Raw genomic sequence first — 16351 nt, forward strand, 5'->3', positions numbered from 1 at the left:
ACCTAAAAAAACTAATTATTAAACAGAGGTTTTACCCACAATGTTTGTTCACGACCTGGACCTACTGAAATGACGTCGATCGGAGTACCCAATTGTGATCCTACGTAGTCGATGAAATTCGTCGTTGGGCGAGGAAGATCAGAAAGAGTTTTCACCTTCGTCAGGTCTTCCTTCCAGCCGGTCATCCACTCGACTATCGGTTCAACTTTTTCTAACTCGTATGGAGAAGTCGGAAGTTCGTTCACAATCTCGCCATTGATTTTGTAAGCGGTGCAAACACCGATACGATCATGGCCAGACAAAACGTCAATCTTCATCATTGCCAGGTTTGTGATGCCGTTTACGCGGATCGCGTATTTTAGTGCCACCAGATCCAACCAGCCACAACGACGCGCACGTCCGGTGGTCGCACCAAACTCGTGACCATCGGCTTGAATTTTTTGGCCAACTTCATCGTGAAGTTCAGTCGGGAATGGACCGGAACCCACGCGAGTCGTGTAGGCTTTAAAAACACCGATCACTTTTTGAATATTTGTCGGACCGATACCTGCACTCACACAAGCATTAGCGGACAAAGTCGAAGAGCTCGTCACAAAAGGATAAGTTCCGTGCAGGATATCCAGCATCGTTCCTTGAGCACCCTCAAACATCACGCGTTTGCTGGCTTTCAAAGCCTTGGAAATAAACAACGAAGTGTCTTTCGCGCGGTAAGGGGCAAGATCTGCGGCAACCGCTTTAAGATCTGCCAGCATAGTGTCCAGGTTGAAAGTTGGACCCTTGTAGTAGTTTTCAAGAAGGAAGTTTTTCTCGCGCAAAGCCAGTTCAAGTTTTTCTTTCAGGGATTCTGGATTGAACAAGTCGCCGAACAAAATCGCACGACGGGAAGCGCGGTCTTCATAAGCCGGACCAATGCCTTTGCCAGTCGTACCGATTTTTCCACCTTCCAGAGCCACTTCACGGGCTGCATCCAAGGCTTTATGGTAAGGAAGAATGATAGTGGCTGTATCAGAGATTAAAAGTTGTTTTGGATTTGAAAGAAGGCCGCCATCAATCAGGTATTTGATTTCATCGCGAATGCCAAACACATCAATAACCACACCTGAAGTGATCACGCACGTTGTTTCAGGGCGCAGAATTCCGCTGGGAACCAGATGCAAAACTGTCTTTTTGCCATTCACGACTAAAGTGTGACCAGCGTTGGCGCCTCCTTGGTAGCGCACCACCATGTCTGCTTTTTCTGCAAACACGTCAACCAGTTTGCCTTTACCTTCGTCACCCCATTGAGCTCCGACAACTACGATTCCTGCCATACACGATCCCTTCAAAAATGCCCCAAAGGGCACTCAGGCAAGAACGATAGAAACAGGGTTCGCAAATGTCAAATTCTCTATTTGTCAAAAGGCGTGGCCCCGTACCAGGGCGCTCTTGGTGGCAGAGTGTCTGACGTGCTGCCGTCAACAAAGAAGGCCATTAGCTTATTGGCCGAGATCTGACTTGCTTTAAAAAAGGCATCTTCGGTATTAGCGCCAATGTGGGGGCTTAGAACGACATTGGGATATTGCAGGAGGTTAGAAGTTCGCGACAGAGGTTCCTTTTCGAATACATCCAGACCCACAGCGCGCAGCCAGCCGTTTCCTAAAGCCTCGCACAGATCGTTCTCATTGATGACAGAGCCACGGGAGGTATTCACCAGAACAATGCCGCGGTGAATGTATTCAAAATGTGAACGATTCAACATGTGTTCAGTTTCAAGTGTTTTTGGCACGTGGAAGCTTAAGACGTCCGCTGACTTCAGAACTTCCTCGTAGCTTAAGCGTGGAATATTCAAACGTTCAAAATTAGCGTCAGGTGCATAGGGATCGTAGGCCACGACGTTCATGCCAAAAGCTTGAGCAAAATCTGCAACGCGGGAGCCAATTCTTCCAAGTCCCACAATGCCATAGGTTCGACCGGAAAGTTCAATGCCCGTGATTTGATCACGCTTCCAGTCGCCAGATTTCACCATATTGTGAGCCGGCAGTAAGTTGTTCACGCAGGCCAGCACCAACCCCCAGGTCAATTGAGCCGCGGATTGAATATTTGCTGTCGGAGTGTGCATCACCGTGATGCCCCATTTTTCTGTGGCAGCAAGATCAATATGATCAAAGCCGCTTGTGCAGGTGATAATCAGCTGTAATTGGCGGGCTTTTTTTAAGAGTTCTTCGTTAATCGGTGTGCGACTGCGAATAATTAGAGCATGCGCCGTCACCAGATGTTCCAGTGGCAAATGCAGGTGGCTGTCGCTGCGAATGACTTCAAAGTTTTCATTTTGCTGCAGATACAAAAAACTATCCTGGGCAAAGCGATCCGTGATCAAAATTTTCTTTTTCATGGATTGCTCTCCAGCCATTTCTTGCCGTCATTCACAACCATAGAAATCTGTTCCAGCGTCAATGAACCTGGATCAAATTTACGTAAAACCTGACCCAAATTATCCATCAGTTTCAAAAGTTCCTGATCCTGAATGTAACCCATGTGGCCAATGCGAATAATTTTACCCTTGGCCTGATCCTGTCCACCCATAATTGTGATGTTGTGGCTTTCTTCCAGTTCCAGCCGGATTTTTTGACCATCCATTGTGGTTGGTACAACTAACGCTGTGACCGAATCACTGGGTGATTTTGCATACAGAGTGAATCCCAATTTTTGTGCAAAAATGCGGGTGAACTCTGCGCGGCGGTGGATGTCGTGAAACAAGCGCTCCAGGCCCTGCTTGTTGATCAAATTCAAAACCACATCCAAGGCGCGAAGAATGGTGACGTTGGAAGAAAAGAAAGTTTCACCAGAGGCATTGGCTTTTTTCTCTTTGCGAACATCAAAATAAAATCTTGGGCAGTTGGCAGAGTCAAAAAAGGCCTGGGCTTTTTTTGAAAACGAAATAAAGGCCATTCCCGTAGGCAGCATAAAGGCTTTTTGTGAGCCCGCAACCAGGCCGTCAATTTTCCATTCATCCATCGGCAGGGGATAGGCACCCAATGCAGTGATAGCGTCGACCAGAAACAGTGTCTCTGGAAAACGGGAAACGACTTCTGAAAGCTTTTGAATGGGATGTGCTACTGCTGTGCTGGTTTCGCAAGCCTGACATAAAACAGCGCGAGTGTCGGGCAGGCGTTGCAAATGCGCTTCAACGTCTTTCGGATTTACAGCCTCACCCCAGGGAACGTTGATGATGGAAACATCGGCACCAAAAGTTTTGGCCATCTCGGCCCAGCGCTCGCCAAATTTTCCTGAAACAATCGCCAGGACTTTGTCACCCGGAGAAATAACATTCACTAAAAGAGCTTCCATCCCGCCAGAGCCGGTGCAGCTTAATAAATAAACATCTTCCTTGGTTTGAAAAACCTGGCGGATGCCGGTAAGCACACGTTTTAAAATGACGTCAAACTCCGGAGTGCGATGATGAATCATTGGTAAAGCCAAGGCTTTACGCACCTCAGGATGCAGATTTACGGGACCGGGAGCGAGCAAGCTGTATTCGTCATTGAATGAAGTCATTTTTCTTCCTTGATCTCTTCTTCAATTTATACTCAACTGGGTCCGTGGACGCAATACTTAAAGCCTCTCGGGGCATACTGATTCTCACTCTGTTTTGCATGCAGTTTCTGACTGGCTGTGCGTACCAATTGGGCGTTGCAAGTCGCACGATTCCCGGTGGATACAAACAGATCTCTGTCCCGGTATTTAAAAATAAAACTCAAGAGCCTGGGATCGAAGTGGCTTTCACCAACAGTTTGATCCACGAATTTCAACGCTCTCGCGTGGCCCGTGTAGTGGATAATTCACTTTCCGAAGTGGCTGTGATCGGGCAGATCGATAACGTTCAGTATTTGCCGGGGGCAAAACGTGTTTCCGGCGAGTCATCATCTTATTTGCCAGATGGATCAGTAATTGCGTCAGAGTATCGTATTCTTCTGACAGTAACTGTCAAAGTTGTCAGACAAGCTGATGGTACCGAGTTGTGGGGAGGAAGCTTTGCCGGGGAGCGTACTTATGCAGCACCTCAGGTAACGCTTGCTGGCGTAAACTCGGTGGATCCTCTTTACAATCTCTCGGCTAGACGGCAAAACATTGACCTCATGGCTAACGATTTAATGCTTGAGGCACACGATCGTATTACTGAAAATTTTTAAGATTGAACGATGGCATTAATTGATTCACAGAAATTTTATAAGGACTTGGAGAAGGGCAACCTGGCTCCCATGTACTTCCTTTTCGGGGAAGAGCCTTATTTGTTGAATCAAAGTGTTGAGCGGTTCAAATTCGCAGTCCTGACCGAGGGCGCGATTGATTTCAATTACAGCCTGTTTTACGCCAGCGACGCCGACATTGTTCAGGTTCGCGATGCTGTTGAAACTCTACCGATGATGGCGCCTCGTCGTTTGGTAATCTTAAAAGAAGCCCAAGAATTGTCTGACAAGGAATGGGCTCAGCTTGAACCCTTGATCGAAGAGCCGGTGGATAGCACCTGCTTCGTGATCCTGGCTTCGCGCGTGGATAAGCGCAAAAAACAAATCCGCCAGTTGCTTGATAAAGCCGACTGCGTGGAATTCAAAAAGCCTTACGAAAATCAGGTTCCATCCTGGATCAACTATATTGCTGAAACTTTGGGTCTGAAAATTTCCAACGATGCGATTCACTTGTTGCACAAACTTGTGGGGCACCATCTGACGGAAATTGAAGCTGAGTTGAAAAAACTAGGGGAGTACGTTGAAGGCGCTCGTCGCATCGAGGTGCATGACGTGGCTCAGGTCGTATCCCGCTCCAAGGAAGAAAGCGTTTTTGATTTCACTAAGGCCGTGGGGCTAAATGATCGCGTGAGAGCATTGGAATATCTGGTGCACCTTTTGGATCAAGGTCAAAACGAAATCGGGATCATCTCTTTGGTGGCTCGTCATATTCGTATCTTGTTGGCGGTTAAAAAAGGCATGGAAGAGGGCCTGCATGGAGCAAAGCTTGCTCATTATGCACAGGTGCCTCCGTACTTCCTTGAAAACTATGTCGAGCAAGCTCGCTTGTGGACTGCTAAAAAGTTGGAGCAAACCATGGTTGTTCTTTCCGAGACCGACAAAGCTCTTAAGTCTTCTCCTCTGTCCAGCCACATCTGGTTGGAAAACATGGTTCTTAAAACCTGCACTGCTTAATTGCTTGTCTCATCTTGAGACAGTCCTTCTAGACTGCGGAAGCGGCGTCAAAAAACCGATAAGTCTGCTATGAGCAGCGATTTCCAAAAGATCAACATTCCAGCCGTGGACGATAAAGGACAGCCTTTCAGGCGCCAATATCCACGTCGTGTGATGAAGCGCAAGGTGGGCGTCCTTTGTGATGGCTCCTACTTTGTGGTGGATTCAGGAGAGGTCGGCGAGGGTGGGATGTCGATTATTTCGGATTACCTGCTGAATGATGGCGACGAAGTCGTTGTCAGTTTCCAGATCCCTCAGGGGGATTTCGTATTTCTTCGGGGAGTGGTTCGCTCCACTCAAAAAAAACAGGGTGACTCGCGGGTCACCCATGGTCTTAGCTTCAGCAATATCAACTTTGCCACCAAAAGACAGATCCGCGCGTTCGTATCCGCTCGTCATCAAGTCTCAGCAGCGTAAGTACAAACAAAAATAGGGCGACCAAGGGTCACCCTATTTTTTATCAGACATGGCTCTGATTCATCAGAGCTTAAGTCAGATTACTTTGCAGTTGCGCGAACAGCCAAGCGGCTGATTTTGCGAGATGCAGTTTCTTTTTTGATAACGCCAGTTTTAGCAGCTTTCATTACTTGAGAAGTGAAGTTTTTCAACAACTCAGGAAGAGCTTTCACGTCTTTAGCTTCGATAGCTTTAACAAGTTTTTTTTCAGCTGTTTTTACAGTGCTTTTGCGAGCATTGTTTACTGCTGTTTTACGGATAGATTGACGAGCTCTTTTTGCTGCTGACTTATGATTTGCCAAGGTATAGCCTCCACTTAATCTTTATAAACGAACCAAAGGGATTAACATAGGGTGTCTGTGGAGGCAAGCGGATTAAAAGAAGAACGCAAAAAGGTCTTCAAAAGAGCCTTTTTTATGGCCGGCGGGACCCTAACGAGCCGCGTTTTAGGCCTATTCCGCGATATGGCGCTGGCGGCGCTCTTTGATCGGACCATAACTGATGCATGGTCGGCGGCGTTCCGTTTGCCCAATCTTTTCCGCCGTCTATTTGGAGAAGGCGCCCTTTCTGTGAGTTTCATTCCGGTTTTTATTGAAGCTCAGGCTCTGGATATATCAGGAGTCCGCGCACGAAACCTCCTAAACGCCGTTTACACATTGTTATTGATTGTCCTGGGGGTTTTTACTTTGTGGGGCTTGGGCAGCATGGAAACGCTCCTAAAGCTCTTGCTTGCAGACAGCTACGTGATGGATTTGGAAAAATGGAATCTGACGGTCCGTATGGCGCGGATCATGTTTGGTTTCGTGTTCTTCGTTTGTTCCTATGCCTATTTCATGGCGATCCTGAATGCCCTGGGAAGTTTTGCCTTGCCCGCGGTAGCGCCGGCCTTACTAAACATTTCGATGCTGGTTTTCACATTTATGCCGACCTTCTGGTTTCCGCAAATGGGTGATGGACTGGCGTGGGGAGTGTTGATCGGTGGAGTCCTACAGTCGGCACTTCTATGGTGGGTGCTTCGCGAGCGCAACTATCTGCCACGGCTGACGATGAAAATTTGGAGCCCCGATATTCGGCAAGTTCTTAAAAACATGCTGCCAGGGCTATTAGGGGCGGGCCTTCTGCAGCTGGCGACGCTGGTGAATCTTCATTTTGCAAGCGGGTTGGGGGAGGGCGCAATCTCTTATGTTTATTGGGCCGACCGCTTGCTGGAATTGCCGCTTTCCCTTGTTGCAGTCAGCATCGGAGCCGCCTTGCTGCCGACGTTAAGTCAGTTGGCTCAGCAGAACAATCGCGCGCAGTTTCAGTCCGTTCTGCAAGAGCATTTTTTGATGAATTTATTTTTAGCCTGGCCGGCGGCGGTGGGTTTGTATTTTCTGGCACAACCCATTGTGGAGGTATTGTTCTATCGTGGGCATTTCTCTTTGGCAGATGTGGTTGCGACCACTGCTGTCTTGAAAGTTTATGCCGGAAGTCTTTTAATGGTTTCTTCTGTCAGAGTGCTGATTCCCTCGTATTACGCGGTTAAAAACACCTGGATTCCGGCTGGGTCTTCGTTGTTGGGATTAATCTTGCATGTTGTGATGGCGCCTCTGTGGATTCAGGCGTTGGGTTTGCAGGGGTTGGTGCTTTCTGGTTTGGTGGCTTCTGTGCTGCAGTTGGGACTTGTGATCCTATTGATGGGGCGCTATGCGATCAGTCTGAATTTCAGGCTCATGGCTAATGAGTTTTTTAAGATCCTGCTAGCGGGCAGTTTGATGGCAATTGCGGCAACCATGATGGGGAGCTGGGTGATTTTAGCTGGATCCAGTCTGGTTAAAGCTCTTTTGTTGGCGCTTGTAATTGGAACTTGTGTGCTGGTCTATGCATTTGCAGCCATGAAACTTAAAATCGAGCAGGCTGGATTCCTGCTCGATTATCTAAAGCGAAAAAAGAAAACCAAATTCTAAGCCGTGGACTTATCTACACCCAAAACAAGATTATTAAGTTCGACTGTTAGATTCTGTGCAGTCTGTGCCAGTCCATTGATTTCGCCACCGGTGGCTGCGATCTCTTCAGAGGAAGCGGCATTCGATTGCGAGGACTGATCCAACTGATTCATAGCTTTGCTGATTTGTTGAATTCCCGTCGTCTGTTCAGAGCTGGCAGTCGCGATTTCGTTGTTCAAGTCAGCAACCTTTTTAATGGAGCTGACGATGTTTGCCAAGACAGCGCCACTTTCATCAGCAATTTCGCTGCCTTTTTCTATTTGAGAAACGGAGTCTTTGATCAAAGAGGAGATGTCTTTTGCTGAAGTGGCACTTCGTTGCGCCAGTGACCGCACGGCCTCTGCGACGACAGCAAAGCCTTTTCCTTGTTCTCCGGCACGAGCGGCCTCGACAGCAGCGTTCAGAGCCAGCAAATTGGTTTGAAATGCGATATCGTCGATCACCGAAATAATTTCTTCAATCTTCCTGGAGGATTGGGAGATCTCGTTCATCGCTGTGATCAGATTTTTGATGTCATTTTCACCAGTTTCCGCGGCCTGACGGGAAGATGCTGAAAGACCGGCGGCCTGTTTCGCATTATCAGAATTCATTTGTACCATCGAAGTCAGTTCTTCTAGGGCGGCGACAGTTTCTTCCAGAGATGCAGCGGCTTCAGTGGATGACTGCGAAAGATTGTTGCTGGCTTCGCTTAACTGTTCGACAGAAGAAGCGACGCTGGAGCTGGATGAAGAAAGCCGCGCGGCAATCGACGCTACTGAGTTTGACATTCTGGCGGCGATTAAGCACAGGAGTCCAAAAATTGTAACGATGGATACGGCTGCAGTTGTGATCAGCGTCGTTTTGGCTTCACTCTGAAGCTCATCCGATGCCTTTTCCTGTTCTTTCGAGGTTTTGTCGTACAGTACCGCAACATCGCGGTTGAACTTGCGAACGATAGAGCCCAATTCTGAATATCGACCATACAACAGAGATCGTGCTTCCTGCATCTGAGCTGGATCCTCGGATTTGACTTTTTCAATCATGGTGATCATTAGCTTTTCAAACTCCGGCATGATAACTCTGGCAGGTTCATGCAGTTCGCTTTCGCCGGGCAGGAATGGAGCGAGGGTGTACTCCTTGTAGTATTGTGTGAATTCGTTCATACCCTCAACGGCAGAGTCGAGTTTCTTTTTTCTGTCGGCAGGTTGCTCGGCGAGGATGGCGGAAATGAGCTGATAGCTGAACTTGTTTCTGGATTGGCGCATTTCGCCGATAGAATTCAGATTGGGTACGATGGAATCCGCGTATGTCTGAAGCATTGAATTGTAGCGATTGACCGTTGCGATTGAAACACCAAAGAGAATCGAAAATCCGATAACCGGAACCACTGCAGTAAAAAGTAGACGTCCCTTTATTCCTTTGAACCATCCCGAAAGAACTTGAGATTTCATATGAAGCCTTTTTTTTTGATAACGAAAAGGTTCCAGTGCTTTTGTAAATTTGAGGCGGGGAGTCCCGCCTCTGATTGTCTATATAATTTTAGAAACCGTTTGTAGTTCCAACTTTGCGATCGCCATCGTCGTCAAATGGGATCACTTCTTCGGATGAGTCGGCTTTGGCAGTCTTGGTTGGAGCTTTGGCTGGAGCTTTTTTGAACTGCAGAACCTTCGGGGCTGCTGCAGATTTTGCTCCAGTCATTTTACTTTTTCCTGATTCCGGAACTTGCATTGGGGCAATATCAGAAGTTCCATAAATCACTTGTGTCAATTCAACAGTCAAGGACTGGGTTGTCGTTGCAAGATTGTTGATCTCGCCACTTGTTGCTGCGATTTCCTCGGCTGATGCAGCGTTTGATTGTGAAGACTGATCCAGTTGATTCATGGCTTTGCTGATTTGCTGAATGCCCGTTGTTTGTTCAGAGCTTGCCGCGGCAATTTCATTATTAAGATCCGAAACCTTCTTGATCGAACTTACAATGTTTGCCAAGACAGTTCCACTTTGATCTGCAATCTTGCTGCCGTTATCGATTTGCGATACGGAATCTTTGATCAAGGAGGAGATATCTTTGGCAGAGGAGGCACTTCTTTGGGCTAGTGCGCGAACCGCTTCTGCAACAACTGCGAAGCCTTTACCTTGTTCGCCTGCGCGTGCTGCTTCGACCGCTGCATTCAAAGCCAAAAGATTGGTTTGGAACGCGATATCGTCAATAACCGAGATGATCTCCTCAATTTTCTTGGATGACTGAGAAATTTCGTTCATAGCGGTGATCAGGTTTTTAATGTCAGATTCACCAGCTTCGGCAGAGTTACGCGATGATGCAGAAAGACTCGCCGCTTGTTTCGCATTATCAGAGTTCATTTGGACCATTGAAGTCAACTCTTCAAGGGCGGCAACGGTCTCTTCAAGCGATGCAGCCGCTTCGGTCGAAGATTGGGACAGGCTGTTACCGGCTTCGTTCAATTGTTCTACCGCAGAAGCTACCTGAGCGCTCGAATCAGATAGACGATTGGCAACACTGCCAACGGATTTTGATAAACGGACAGCGATGAAAAGCAGGATCGAGAATATCGCCAAACACGAAGCTGCCGTCGTCATCACCATAATGTTGGATGCACGGGCAATTGTTTCGTCAGCTGTTGCTGTATTTTCTTTCGAGATCGCCGCGTATTGTTGAGTGGCTGCTCCAGTCATTTTTGACATGATGGAACCAAGTTCCCAAAGGCGTCCATCCAATAGTTCTTCTACCTTTTTGTAGTTATCGGGATTGCCGGATTCAACCAATTGCGCTGCATGCTCCATGAGTTTAAGATACTCATCCAATCCATCATAGGCCTTCTTGTCTGTCTCAGCTAGTTTGGGATCAGACGGGGCCGCTTTGTACCCTTCGATCCCAGCCTTGAATTCAGCAATACCTTCACGGGCGATTTTTACGCGTTCCGCGCGTTTCTCGGCTGTGTCCATGCTCATTGCCGCAAACAATTGATAGCCAAACTTATTTCTCGCCTGGCGCATTTCGCTTACGGACATCAAATTGGGAATGACATTTAAATTTGAAGTATCAAGGAAGACATTCAGGCTCGAAAGGCTCGAACTTGCGATAAAGTAAATAATTGCGAATCCAACCATCGGCAGACACGCGGCAAACAATAATTTTCCCTTGATCCCACGGAACCAAGACGAAAGAGAGCTCTGATTCATTTCAGCTATCCTTTGAATGAAATATTTGATTTTGATTTTAAATAGCGGAAGGTGCCTGATTGAGATTCTCTTCGGACGCTTTCAAGATTTCTTGAAGTCCAGTTTCTTAGGGGGGCAAGATAAACAAAGAGATCAGGCCGGGGGACCTGATCTCTTATTAGGACTTAAGGTGTGATTGTGGTTACTTTACTTCAGCCAAAGAATTGTAGGAGTCGCTGATTTTTTGTTGGCGCTCCACTTCTTTTTGCCAGCGATTGACTTCGCCTTTGTAACCTTGTTGTTTGCCTTTCCACTCTTTTTCTTCAGAAGCCAAGTCGCGGATTTTTTTATTTACCTGGTCATACTGTTCTTTTAAAGTGTCGCGGCGCGAGTTCCAAATTTTCTTTTCTTCACCCAATTGTGACATTTGGTGTTGATAGTCCTGGATGTTGTTTTCGCGTTTCTTCTGGTTTTCTTTGATCTTGGCGATCATAGCTTCCAGTTCGGCAATTTTTTGGTTCTCAGCCGTTGTTTTGTTTTTCTCATCTGTGATTAAACCCTGAAGTTCAGCTTCCTGTTTACCCAGCTTTTGAATGGACTTGGTGTTTTCCTCAGCCTGTGCAGCCACTTCTTTTTGCTGGCTTTCCACAGAAGACTTGGCTTTTGCCACTTCACTCAAGTTGCCTTCAACAGTTTTAAGATTCTTTTGGTACTCAGTCAGGTTCGACTTGGAGTTATTAAGGTTTGATTTAATGCGCTCCAAGCCTTCCTTCGCCGTGTTCTGAGCAAATGCAGCAGTGGAGAAGGTGATAAGTACAGTCATTGTTGTCAGTTTAATTGAATTTTTCATATGCAAATCCTTTTCCTTATTATTTCTTCTTAGTGCTCATTCATGCCAGCAACGCTATTGTCCTGCGGGCATACGTTTTTCAATGAAGAGCGGTAGTGACCCACTTCGTCTTCCCAGATTTCACCCTTGAATTTCCAGTTCAAGCTTTTTTCTTTAGCTACTTTTAATTCAGGGCGTTCCTTGTCGTTAACGTCGCCCCCAGCCATTTGATAGCGGATGTGTTCACCAGCGCCAGAATACAATTCGTATTGAAGAACGTCATTCTGATCAAGTACGCGGTTGAGGTTTGTAACCATGTTTTTGAAGTTACCTTGAAGGGCTTTGCCGGCGTCATTACGAAGACCGTCTTTTTCCTTTTCAATACGGGCGATACCTTGCGTGCGCAGATTTTTGATCGAAGTGCGCGCTTTGTTCGCGATGTGGTATTGAATTTGGTAGCTCAATAACTTTTTCTCTGCATCCTGAGTATCTCTGCCTTTGGCCTTTGCAGCAGCGACGTCTTTGCTGGCATCAGCTTTTTTAGTCAGGAACTCTTTTTCCATTTTGATCAATGTGAAAGAGATCTTGTTGAATTTCGTGATCTCATCTTCATAGTTGTTGATTTGTTTTTGAATGCTCATAAAGCCAGGGTGACGGGCAAGTTCCACGATGAACGCACGTGGCAAACCGTCGACTTCTTTCAAGTCAGAGTTCTTTGCCCAGTTTTTCACAGTGTCATAGTACTCAATGGATTTCTTGTGAGACTTGTTGTAAGCCTCCAGTTTGCCTTTCCAAGGACCGTACTTTCCACGCATCTCTTCAAGAACCTGAACGCCGTCACCGTATTGGCAAAGATTCAGGTAACCCACCGTACGAACCACAAATGATTCCGGATTGAAGGCGTTTTTAAAAAAGTCCGTGTGAAGGGAGAACATATTACCTGCAGCACCTTCGTAGTCCTCAGACAGAATCTGGGTCCATGCGCTTTCAGTCATCGCTTGCAACCAAAGCGGGCTGGATCTGTCCACTTTTAGGTAGGACTGGAACGCCTCTTTGTACATGCTTTTTTGGAACTGGATGCGGGCCATAGTGATGGCACCCACGTTTCTGATTTGTGATTTCTTGTCGCCATCAGTTGCTTTAAGAAGCGCTTCCAGGTTCACAGTCGCTTCGTCAACTTTGTTTTGACGATAGTTGAATAAACCTGAAAGAAGCAAAGCTTCAGGATATTTTGGAGACTTCTCATCGATCAGCATCAATGCATCTTCCATCATTCCCAGGTTACCAATAGATGAATAGTACTTAGCACGAGTAATTTGATAGTCAGCATTTTTTGTGACATCAAGTTCGTACTTTGCAACCAAAGGGTCAATCAAAGCAATGTCAGATTGTTCAAGGGCAGTGATGCCTTCGACCAGGGATTTAGTGGCTCTTTCCTGCCATTCTTTGTTTTTTGATTCCTGGGAAACTTTGATCATATAAGTTCTGAACTCAGTGTTCAGACCCAGGCCTTTGGAAGTCATGGCGTAGTTGTAAAGAGCTTCCAAGCGGTGCTCTTTATCGTCCATTAGTTCCGAGAATAGCCCCATGGCCATTTCGTATTTTTGCTGGATTTCCAAAAAGATCAAAGCCTGAAGAAGCTTATAATCATTAGGCTTCATATCATCCATTTTCATCAATGTCGTCTGTGGTTCCACAGTTGTGGGATCTTTCACAGTCGCCAGCATTTTGACGTCAGGGATTTTGTTAAAGGCGTCTGGAGAAGTGACCACTTTTGGAGGATTCACCACCGCCGTATAAGGAGGAATCTTTACTGTCATCGGATTGATGGCAGGGGCCTTTTTGACGTCTTTAACAACCAGTTGTTGCGAAGCGGGCAGGCGAAGTGGCGTCAATGGAATTGCTTCCACAGTACGCTCAGAACCGATGTTCAGTTCCGGAATCGCTTTGACCTTAAAGACTTCAGTTTTTCCCTTTACCACTTTCTTTTGATAAATCTCAAAAGTGGGAACGAGGCTTGATTTCACACGCAGGTTTGCAGCTGCAGGTGCCCCCTGGGATTTTACATTCAGCGCCTTGTTTGGCAGCTCTTGTGCTAAAGCTGTGCTGCACAGTAGTGGCAGCACAAACATTGCTTTCATTGGCTTATTCATAAAAGACCCCCCGGCCTTGGAGACAATAACGTAAAATTAATGCCAATAAGTGATACCAAGCATCAGCGAGGTATCGTTCACCATTTTATCACCCATGTTACGTGGGCTGTAACTTGGATTGGAATCGTAAGTCATTTGAGTTTCGTTCGTCCAAGTGTTGATCAAGTCAGCACGCAAAGCGAAGTGTTCAGAGAAGAAGATCTGCTGGAAGACACCTAGTTTATAACCGATTCCTGACTTCAGTTCGTTGCCTTCTTCTTTGATGATATTGTAGTTTACATTACCCAGACCCACCGAGAAGCCCATGTCAAAATAGATGATTGCTTTATCCAAAGCAGACATCTTGGCATAGAACGGTACCCAGATTGCTGAAGCAAAGTAAGAAGAATCAAGTACGTTGTGATCCGGTACAGTTGAAAAACGTGAGATAAATTGTGCTGTAGAATCGTTATCAGAAAGGTTTGCTTTGTTATAAGAAAGCTCTACACCCCATCGCTCATTAAAGAAGTAACCAAAGTCGGCACCATAAACTGTACCTTCACTATAGGAGTCATTGAATGGAATACCAGCACGAGCCGTCAGATAAAAGCGCTCTGCTTTAACATAACGACGGTTTTGAACCACGCCGAAGTCTTCGTCCTTAGCGGCCCAGTATTTGTTTTCCAATTTCTTGATATCAAGCTTGTCACTGCCACGAGTGTCCGTTGGAGTTTTTGCCGCCGGAGCAGTTGTCGCAGTTTGTGCAAACGCTTGCGCTGTCATCAAGAAGAAAATTAGTAGTGATTTTTTAAACATCTCGGTCTCCCGTCCTAGTTGGTACTTTTAAACAAAAATGGATATGTAACTAGCACGCGCGTTCCGCCTTGTGGGGCAGGGAACTTCCATGCGGCTACACGATTCAAAATACAGCCTTCAACTGTTGAATTCTTCAGAGTTGTATCGCCAATAAGCTGCTGTTCAACCTGACCAGTACCACCGATCGTGAATTTCACAGCGACTTTACCGAACAAATCCGGATTCGCACTCAGTTGACGTTCGTAACAGTAAAGGATCTGACCCAGTTGGGATTTGATATACTGGGCGATAATCTCACGGTCCAAACCACCCGTAATTTCAGATTCCTCTTCGATCAAACCAACACCGGCATTGCCAGTGCCACCTTGAGCAAGTCCACCCATGCCGGAAGCGTTTTTACCGCCACCTTTACCATTCGTGGAAATCATAACTCCTGCACCGTTACCTGCAGCACCCCAGTCACGACCGGAGCGTTCGATGTTGCCGACAGCTGCCAAGCCACGACCGGAAGGACCGGAGCCGGCTTTCACACCTTGGGCAAACATCACGTTGGAGCTTTTCGCACCTTGCGCTGAAACTTTACCAATCAATTTTGAAATACGACCGTCAGAGATCGATTTCATCATGTTGGCAAGTTTGCCTCCGCCACCAGAAGCTGCTGCCTGCTGTTTCGGAGCTGCTGCTGGTGCGGCCTGCGCCACTTGCTGCTGTTTAGCTGCTTCGGCTTTTTTACGCTTAGGTTTAAGTTCAGTTTTAACCAGGATCTTCTGTGCAATCTTAGGAGGCTCGACCTGGGCAACGATTTCGCCACCCTTTGGTCCAAATAGCGCCGCTGTTACAAACAGGGCGGCTGCTCCCAGCATCAGAATCACGCCTTTTTTTGAGTCTTCATCCATCATGTTTGATGTATTGAAGCGTCCCATGGCTGCTGCGTCTTCCATTGAAAGCGTTCTTTGAGAGACTTCGATGTCACCCACGATTTGGCGGTGCCATTCCTTAGTTGGAACGCAAGCCACTTTCGTGCTGGCGAAGTCTGGTTTGAACGCTTTGTTTACAGGTTGGATTTTAGTCTGTAATACGCGGCCGTTTTGTTTAACCAGGAAAAGTTGAAACTTTTTACCCACAGATTCATCGCTGCCGGTTTTTTCAAGACGGGCATACAGATTTGTTTCTCTGCTTTGTGGTTCAAAAGTAAGTGTGCAATCAGCAAGTGTGACTTTGGAGTCTTTACTTAATGCCATGGCCGGGGATTGAGTCAATCCGCTGGAGGTAGCCATGTCCATGTCCACATAGAACCATTGACCGTCACGATATTCAAATACGCCTTGAATACCTTTTGTTGTTGGTGAAATTGAAATCACATCCGCAAGGCGGGAAGAGCCAAACGTTTGTGTTGCGCTTGTTGGTCGCAATTTCCAAGTTTTTGCAGTCCCGTTTTTTAAGGACTGACGTACAATCAACGTGAGCATATTAAACCCCTCAAATAAAAACTAATCTTAGTTGTTCAAGTACAGAGCTGATTCCCTGATGCGGCCATCCATATCTTTTTGTACATCATACAAAGGCATAAACTTGATGCCTCTCTTTTGCACAAGATAAGCGCCGTCAGGGTTGCGTACGGTACCCTTGAGGTTCATATCACCGAAATTGACTTCTTGGACTTTACGGACTGTCTTTTGCTTGGCAAAGGCAGTCGCTGACCCCAAGAGAAGAAAAACAGTCATCAATTGGATGAAAGCTTTCACTTGTACCCTCCAT

At 46.6% G+C, this 16351-nt stretch carries 15 protein-coding genes; 4 read left to right on the forward strand and 11 right to left on the reverse strand.

Annotated elements, in window-relative coordinates:
* Nucleotides 1–11: 11 nt before the first annotated feature.
* From ACLVWU_RS06800 to ACLVWU_RS06810, 3 genes are all read right to left on the reverse strand, one after another.
* Nucleotides 12–1310 carry an adenylosuccinate synthase gene (locus ACLVWU_RS06800; protein WP_413578234.1) on the reverse strand — a complete coding sequence of 433 codons (1299 nt, stop codon included), beginning with the start codon at nt 1308–1310 and terminating at the stop codon, nt 12–14.
* Between the two features lie 77 nt (nt 1311–1387).
* Nucleotides 1388–2371: a D-2-hydroxyacid dehydrogenase gene (locus ACLVWU_RS06805; RefSeq protein WP_413578235.1), complete on the reverse strand. Its 984-nt coding sequence runs from the start codon at nt 2369–2371 to the stop codon at nt 1388–1390.
* Complete coding sequence (locus ACLVWU_RS06810; RefSeq protein ID WP_413578236.1) at nt 2368–3534, reverse strand: pyridoxal-phosphate-dependent aminotransferase family protein; 1167 nt, start codon at nt 3532–3534, stop codon at nt 2368–2370. Before ACLVWU_RS06810 ends, ACLVWU_RS06805 begins: the two co-directional genes overlap by 4 nt.
* 98 nt (nt 3535–3632) lie before the next feature.
* Between ACLVWU_RS06810 and ACLVWU_RS06815 the strand changes: the two genes are divergently transcribed.
* The 3 genes from ACLVWU_RS06815 to ACLVWU_RS06825 all read left to right on the forward strand — a co-directional run bounded on the left by ACLVWU_RS06815 (nt 3633) and on the right by ACLVWU_RS06825 (nt 5636).
* A complete protein-coding gene (locus ACLVWU_RS06815; protein ID WP_413578237.1) occupies nt 3633–4169 on the forward strand; it encodes an LptE family protein in 537 nt (178 codons plus the stop codon).
* 9 nt (nt 4170–4178) lie between these two features.
* The gene (gene holA, locus ACLVWU_RS06820) at nt 4179–5180 is read left to right on the forward strand and encodes a DNA polymerase III subunit delta (RefSeq protein ID WP_413578238.1); all 1002 of its coding nucleotides are present in this window, start codon (nt 4179–4181) and stop codon (nt 5178–5180) included.
* Between the two features lie 69 nt (nt 5181–5249).
* Nucleotides 5250–5636 carry a PilZ domain-containing protein gene (locus tag ACLVWU_RS06825; protein ID WP_413578239.1) on the forward strand — a complete coding sequence of 129 codons (387 nt, stop codon included), beginning with the start codon at nt 5250–5252 and terminating at the stop codon, nt 5634–5636.
* An 80-nt stretch (nt 5637–5716) separates the two neighbouring features.
* Here ACLVWU_RS06825 and rpsT read toward each other — a convergent pair whose 3' ends face one another.
* Nucleotides 5717–5977 carry a 30S ribosomal protein S20 gene (gene rpsT, locus ACLVWU_RS06830; RefSeq protein WP_413578240.1) on the reverse strand — a complete coding sequence of 87 codons (261 nt, stop codon included), beginning with the start codon at nt 5975–5977 and terminating at the stop codon, nt 5717–5719.
* A 57-nt stretch (nt 5978–6034) separates the two neighbouring features.
* On the opposite strand from rpsT, the gene murJ reads away from it, so the two are divergent.
* Complete coding sequence (gene murJ, locus ACLVWU_RS06835; RefSeq protein ID WP_413578241.1) at nt 6035–7621, forward strand: murein biosynthesis integral membrane protein MurJ; 1587 nt, start codon at nt 6035–6037, stop codon at nt 7619–7621.
* Here the strand turns inward: murJ and ACLVWU_RS06840 are convergent.
* The 7 genes from ACLVWU_RS06840 to ACLVWU_RS06870 form a co-directional block, all read right to left on the reverse strand.
* Complete coding sequence (locus tag ACLVWU_RS06840) at nt 7618–9090, reverse strand: methyl-accepting chemotaxis protein (protein ID WP_413578242.1); 1473 nt, start codon at nt 9088–9090, stop codon at nt 7618–7620. The two genes, murJ and ACLVWU_RS06840, sit on opposite strands and share 4 nt — an antisense overlap.
* An 88-nt stretch (nt 9091–9178) precedes the next feature.
* Complete coding sequence (locus ACLVWU_RS06845; RefSeq protein WP_413578243.1) at nt 9179–10837, reverse strand: methyl-accepting chemotaxis protein; 1659 nt, start codon at nt 10835–10837, stop codon at nt 9179–9181.
* 181 nt (nt 10838–11018) lie between these two features.
* Nucleotides 11019–11666, reverse strand: a complete 648-nt coding sequence (locus ACLVWU_RS06850) for a hypothetical protein (RefSeq protein WP_413578244.1) — start codon at nt 11664–11666, stop codon at nt 11019–11021.
* 29 nt (nt 11667–11695) lie between these two features.
* Complete coding sequence (locus ACLVWU_RS06855) at nt 11696–13798, reverse strand: tetratricopeptide repeat protein (protein ID WP_413578245.1); 2103 nt, start codon at nt 13796–13798, stop codon at nt 11696–11698.
* 36 nt (nt 13799–13834) lie between these two features.
* Nucleotides 13835–14593 carry an outer membrane beta-barrel domain-containing protein gene (locus ACLVWU_RS06860; protein ID WP_413578246.1) on the reverse strand — a complete coding sequence of 253 codons (759 nt, stop codon included), beginning with the start codon at nt 14591–14593 and terminating at the stop codon, nt 13835–13837.
* Between the two features lie 14 nt (nt 14594–14607).
* Nucleotides 14608–16062, reverse strand: a complete 1455-nt coding sequence (locus ACLVWU_RS06865; protein WP_413578247.1) for an AgmX/PglI C-terminal domain-containing protein — start codon at nt 16060–16062, stop codon at nt 14608–14610.
* A 27-nt stretch (nt 16063–16089) separates the two neighbouring features.
* Nucleotides 16090–16338: a hypothetical protein gene (locus ACLVWU_RS06870; protein ID WP_413578248.1), complete on the reverse strand. Its 249-nt coding sequence runs from the start codon at nt 16336–16338 to the stop codon at nt 16090–16092.
* Nucleotides 16339–16351 lie beyond the last annotated feature (13 nt).

The sequence above is a fragment of the Bdellovibrio sp. HCB290 genome (assembly GCF_047305925.1).
In the GTDB taxonomy this organism is placed as follows: domain Bacteria; phylum Bdellovibrionota; class Bdellovibrionia; order Bdellovibrionales; family Bdellovibrionaceae; genus Bdellovibrio.

Coding starts and splice junctions, on each gene's coding strand:
- ACLVWU_RS06800 (WP_413578234.1), bottom strand. CDS start 1,310: ATGGCAGGAATCGTAGTTGTCGGAGCTCAATGGGGTGACGAAGGTAAA.
- ACLVWU_RS06805 (WP_413578235.1), bottom strand. CDS start 2,371: ATGAAAAAGAAAATTTTGATCACGGATCGCTTTGCCCAGGATAGTTTT.
- ACLVWU_RS06810 (WP_413578236.1), bottom strand. CDS start 3,534: ATGACTTCATTCAATGACGAATACAGCTTGCTCGCTCCCGGTCCCGTA.
- ACLVWU_RS06815 (WP_413578237.1), top strand. CDS start 3,633: ATGCAGTTTCTGACTGGCTGTGCGTACCAATTGGGCGTTGCAAGTCGC.
- holA (WP_413578238.1), top strand. CDS start 4,179: ATGGCATTAATTGATTCACAGAAATTTTATAAGGACTTGGAGAAGGGC.
- ACLVWU_RS06825 (WP_413578239.1), top strand. CDS start 5,250: ATGAGCAGCGATTTCCAAAAGATCAACATTCCAGCCGTGGACGATAAA.
- ACLVWU_RS06840 (WP_413578242.1), bottom strand. CDS start 9,090: ATGAAATCTCAAGTTCTTTCGGGATGGTTCAAAGGAATAAAGGGACGT.
- ACLVWU_RS06845 (WP_413578243.1), bottom strand. CDS start 10,837: ATGAATCAGAGCTCTCTTTCGTCTTGGTTCCGTGGGATCAAGGGAAAA.
- ACLVWU_RS06850 (WP_413578244.1), bottom strand. CDS start 11,666: ATGAAAAATTCAATTAAACTGACAACAATGACTGTACTTATCACCTTC.
- ACLVWU_RS06855 (WP_413578245.1), bottom strand. CDS start 13,798: ATGAATAAGCCAATGAAAGCAATGTTTGTGCTGCCACTACTGTGCAGC.
- ACLVWU_RS06860 (WP_413578246.1), bottom strand. CDS start 14,593: ATGTTTAAAAAATCACTACTAATTTTCTTCTTGATGACAGCGCAAGCG.
- ACLVWU_RS06865 (WP_413578247.1), bottom strand. CDS start 16,062: ATGCTCACGTTGATTGTACGTCAGTCCTTAAAAAACGGGACTGCAAAA.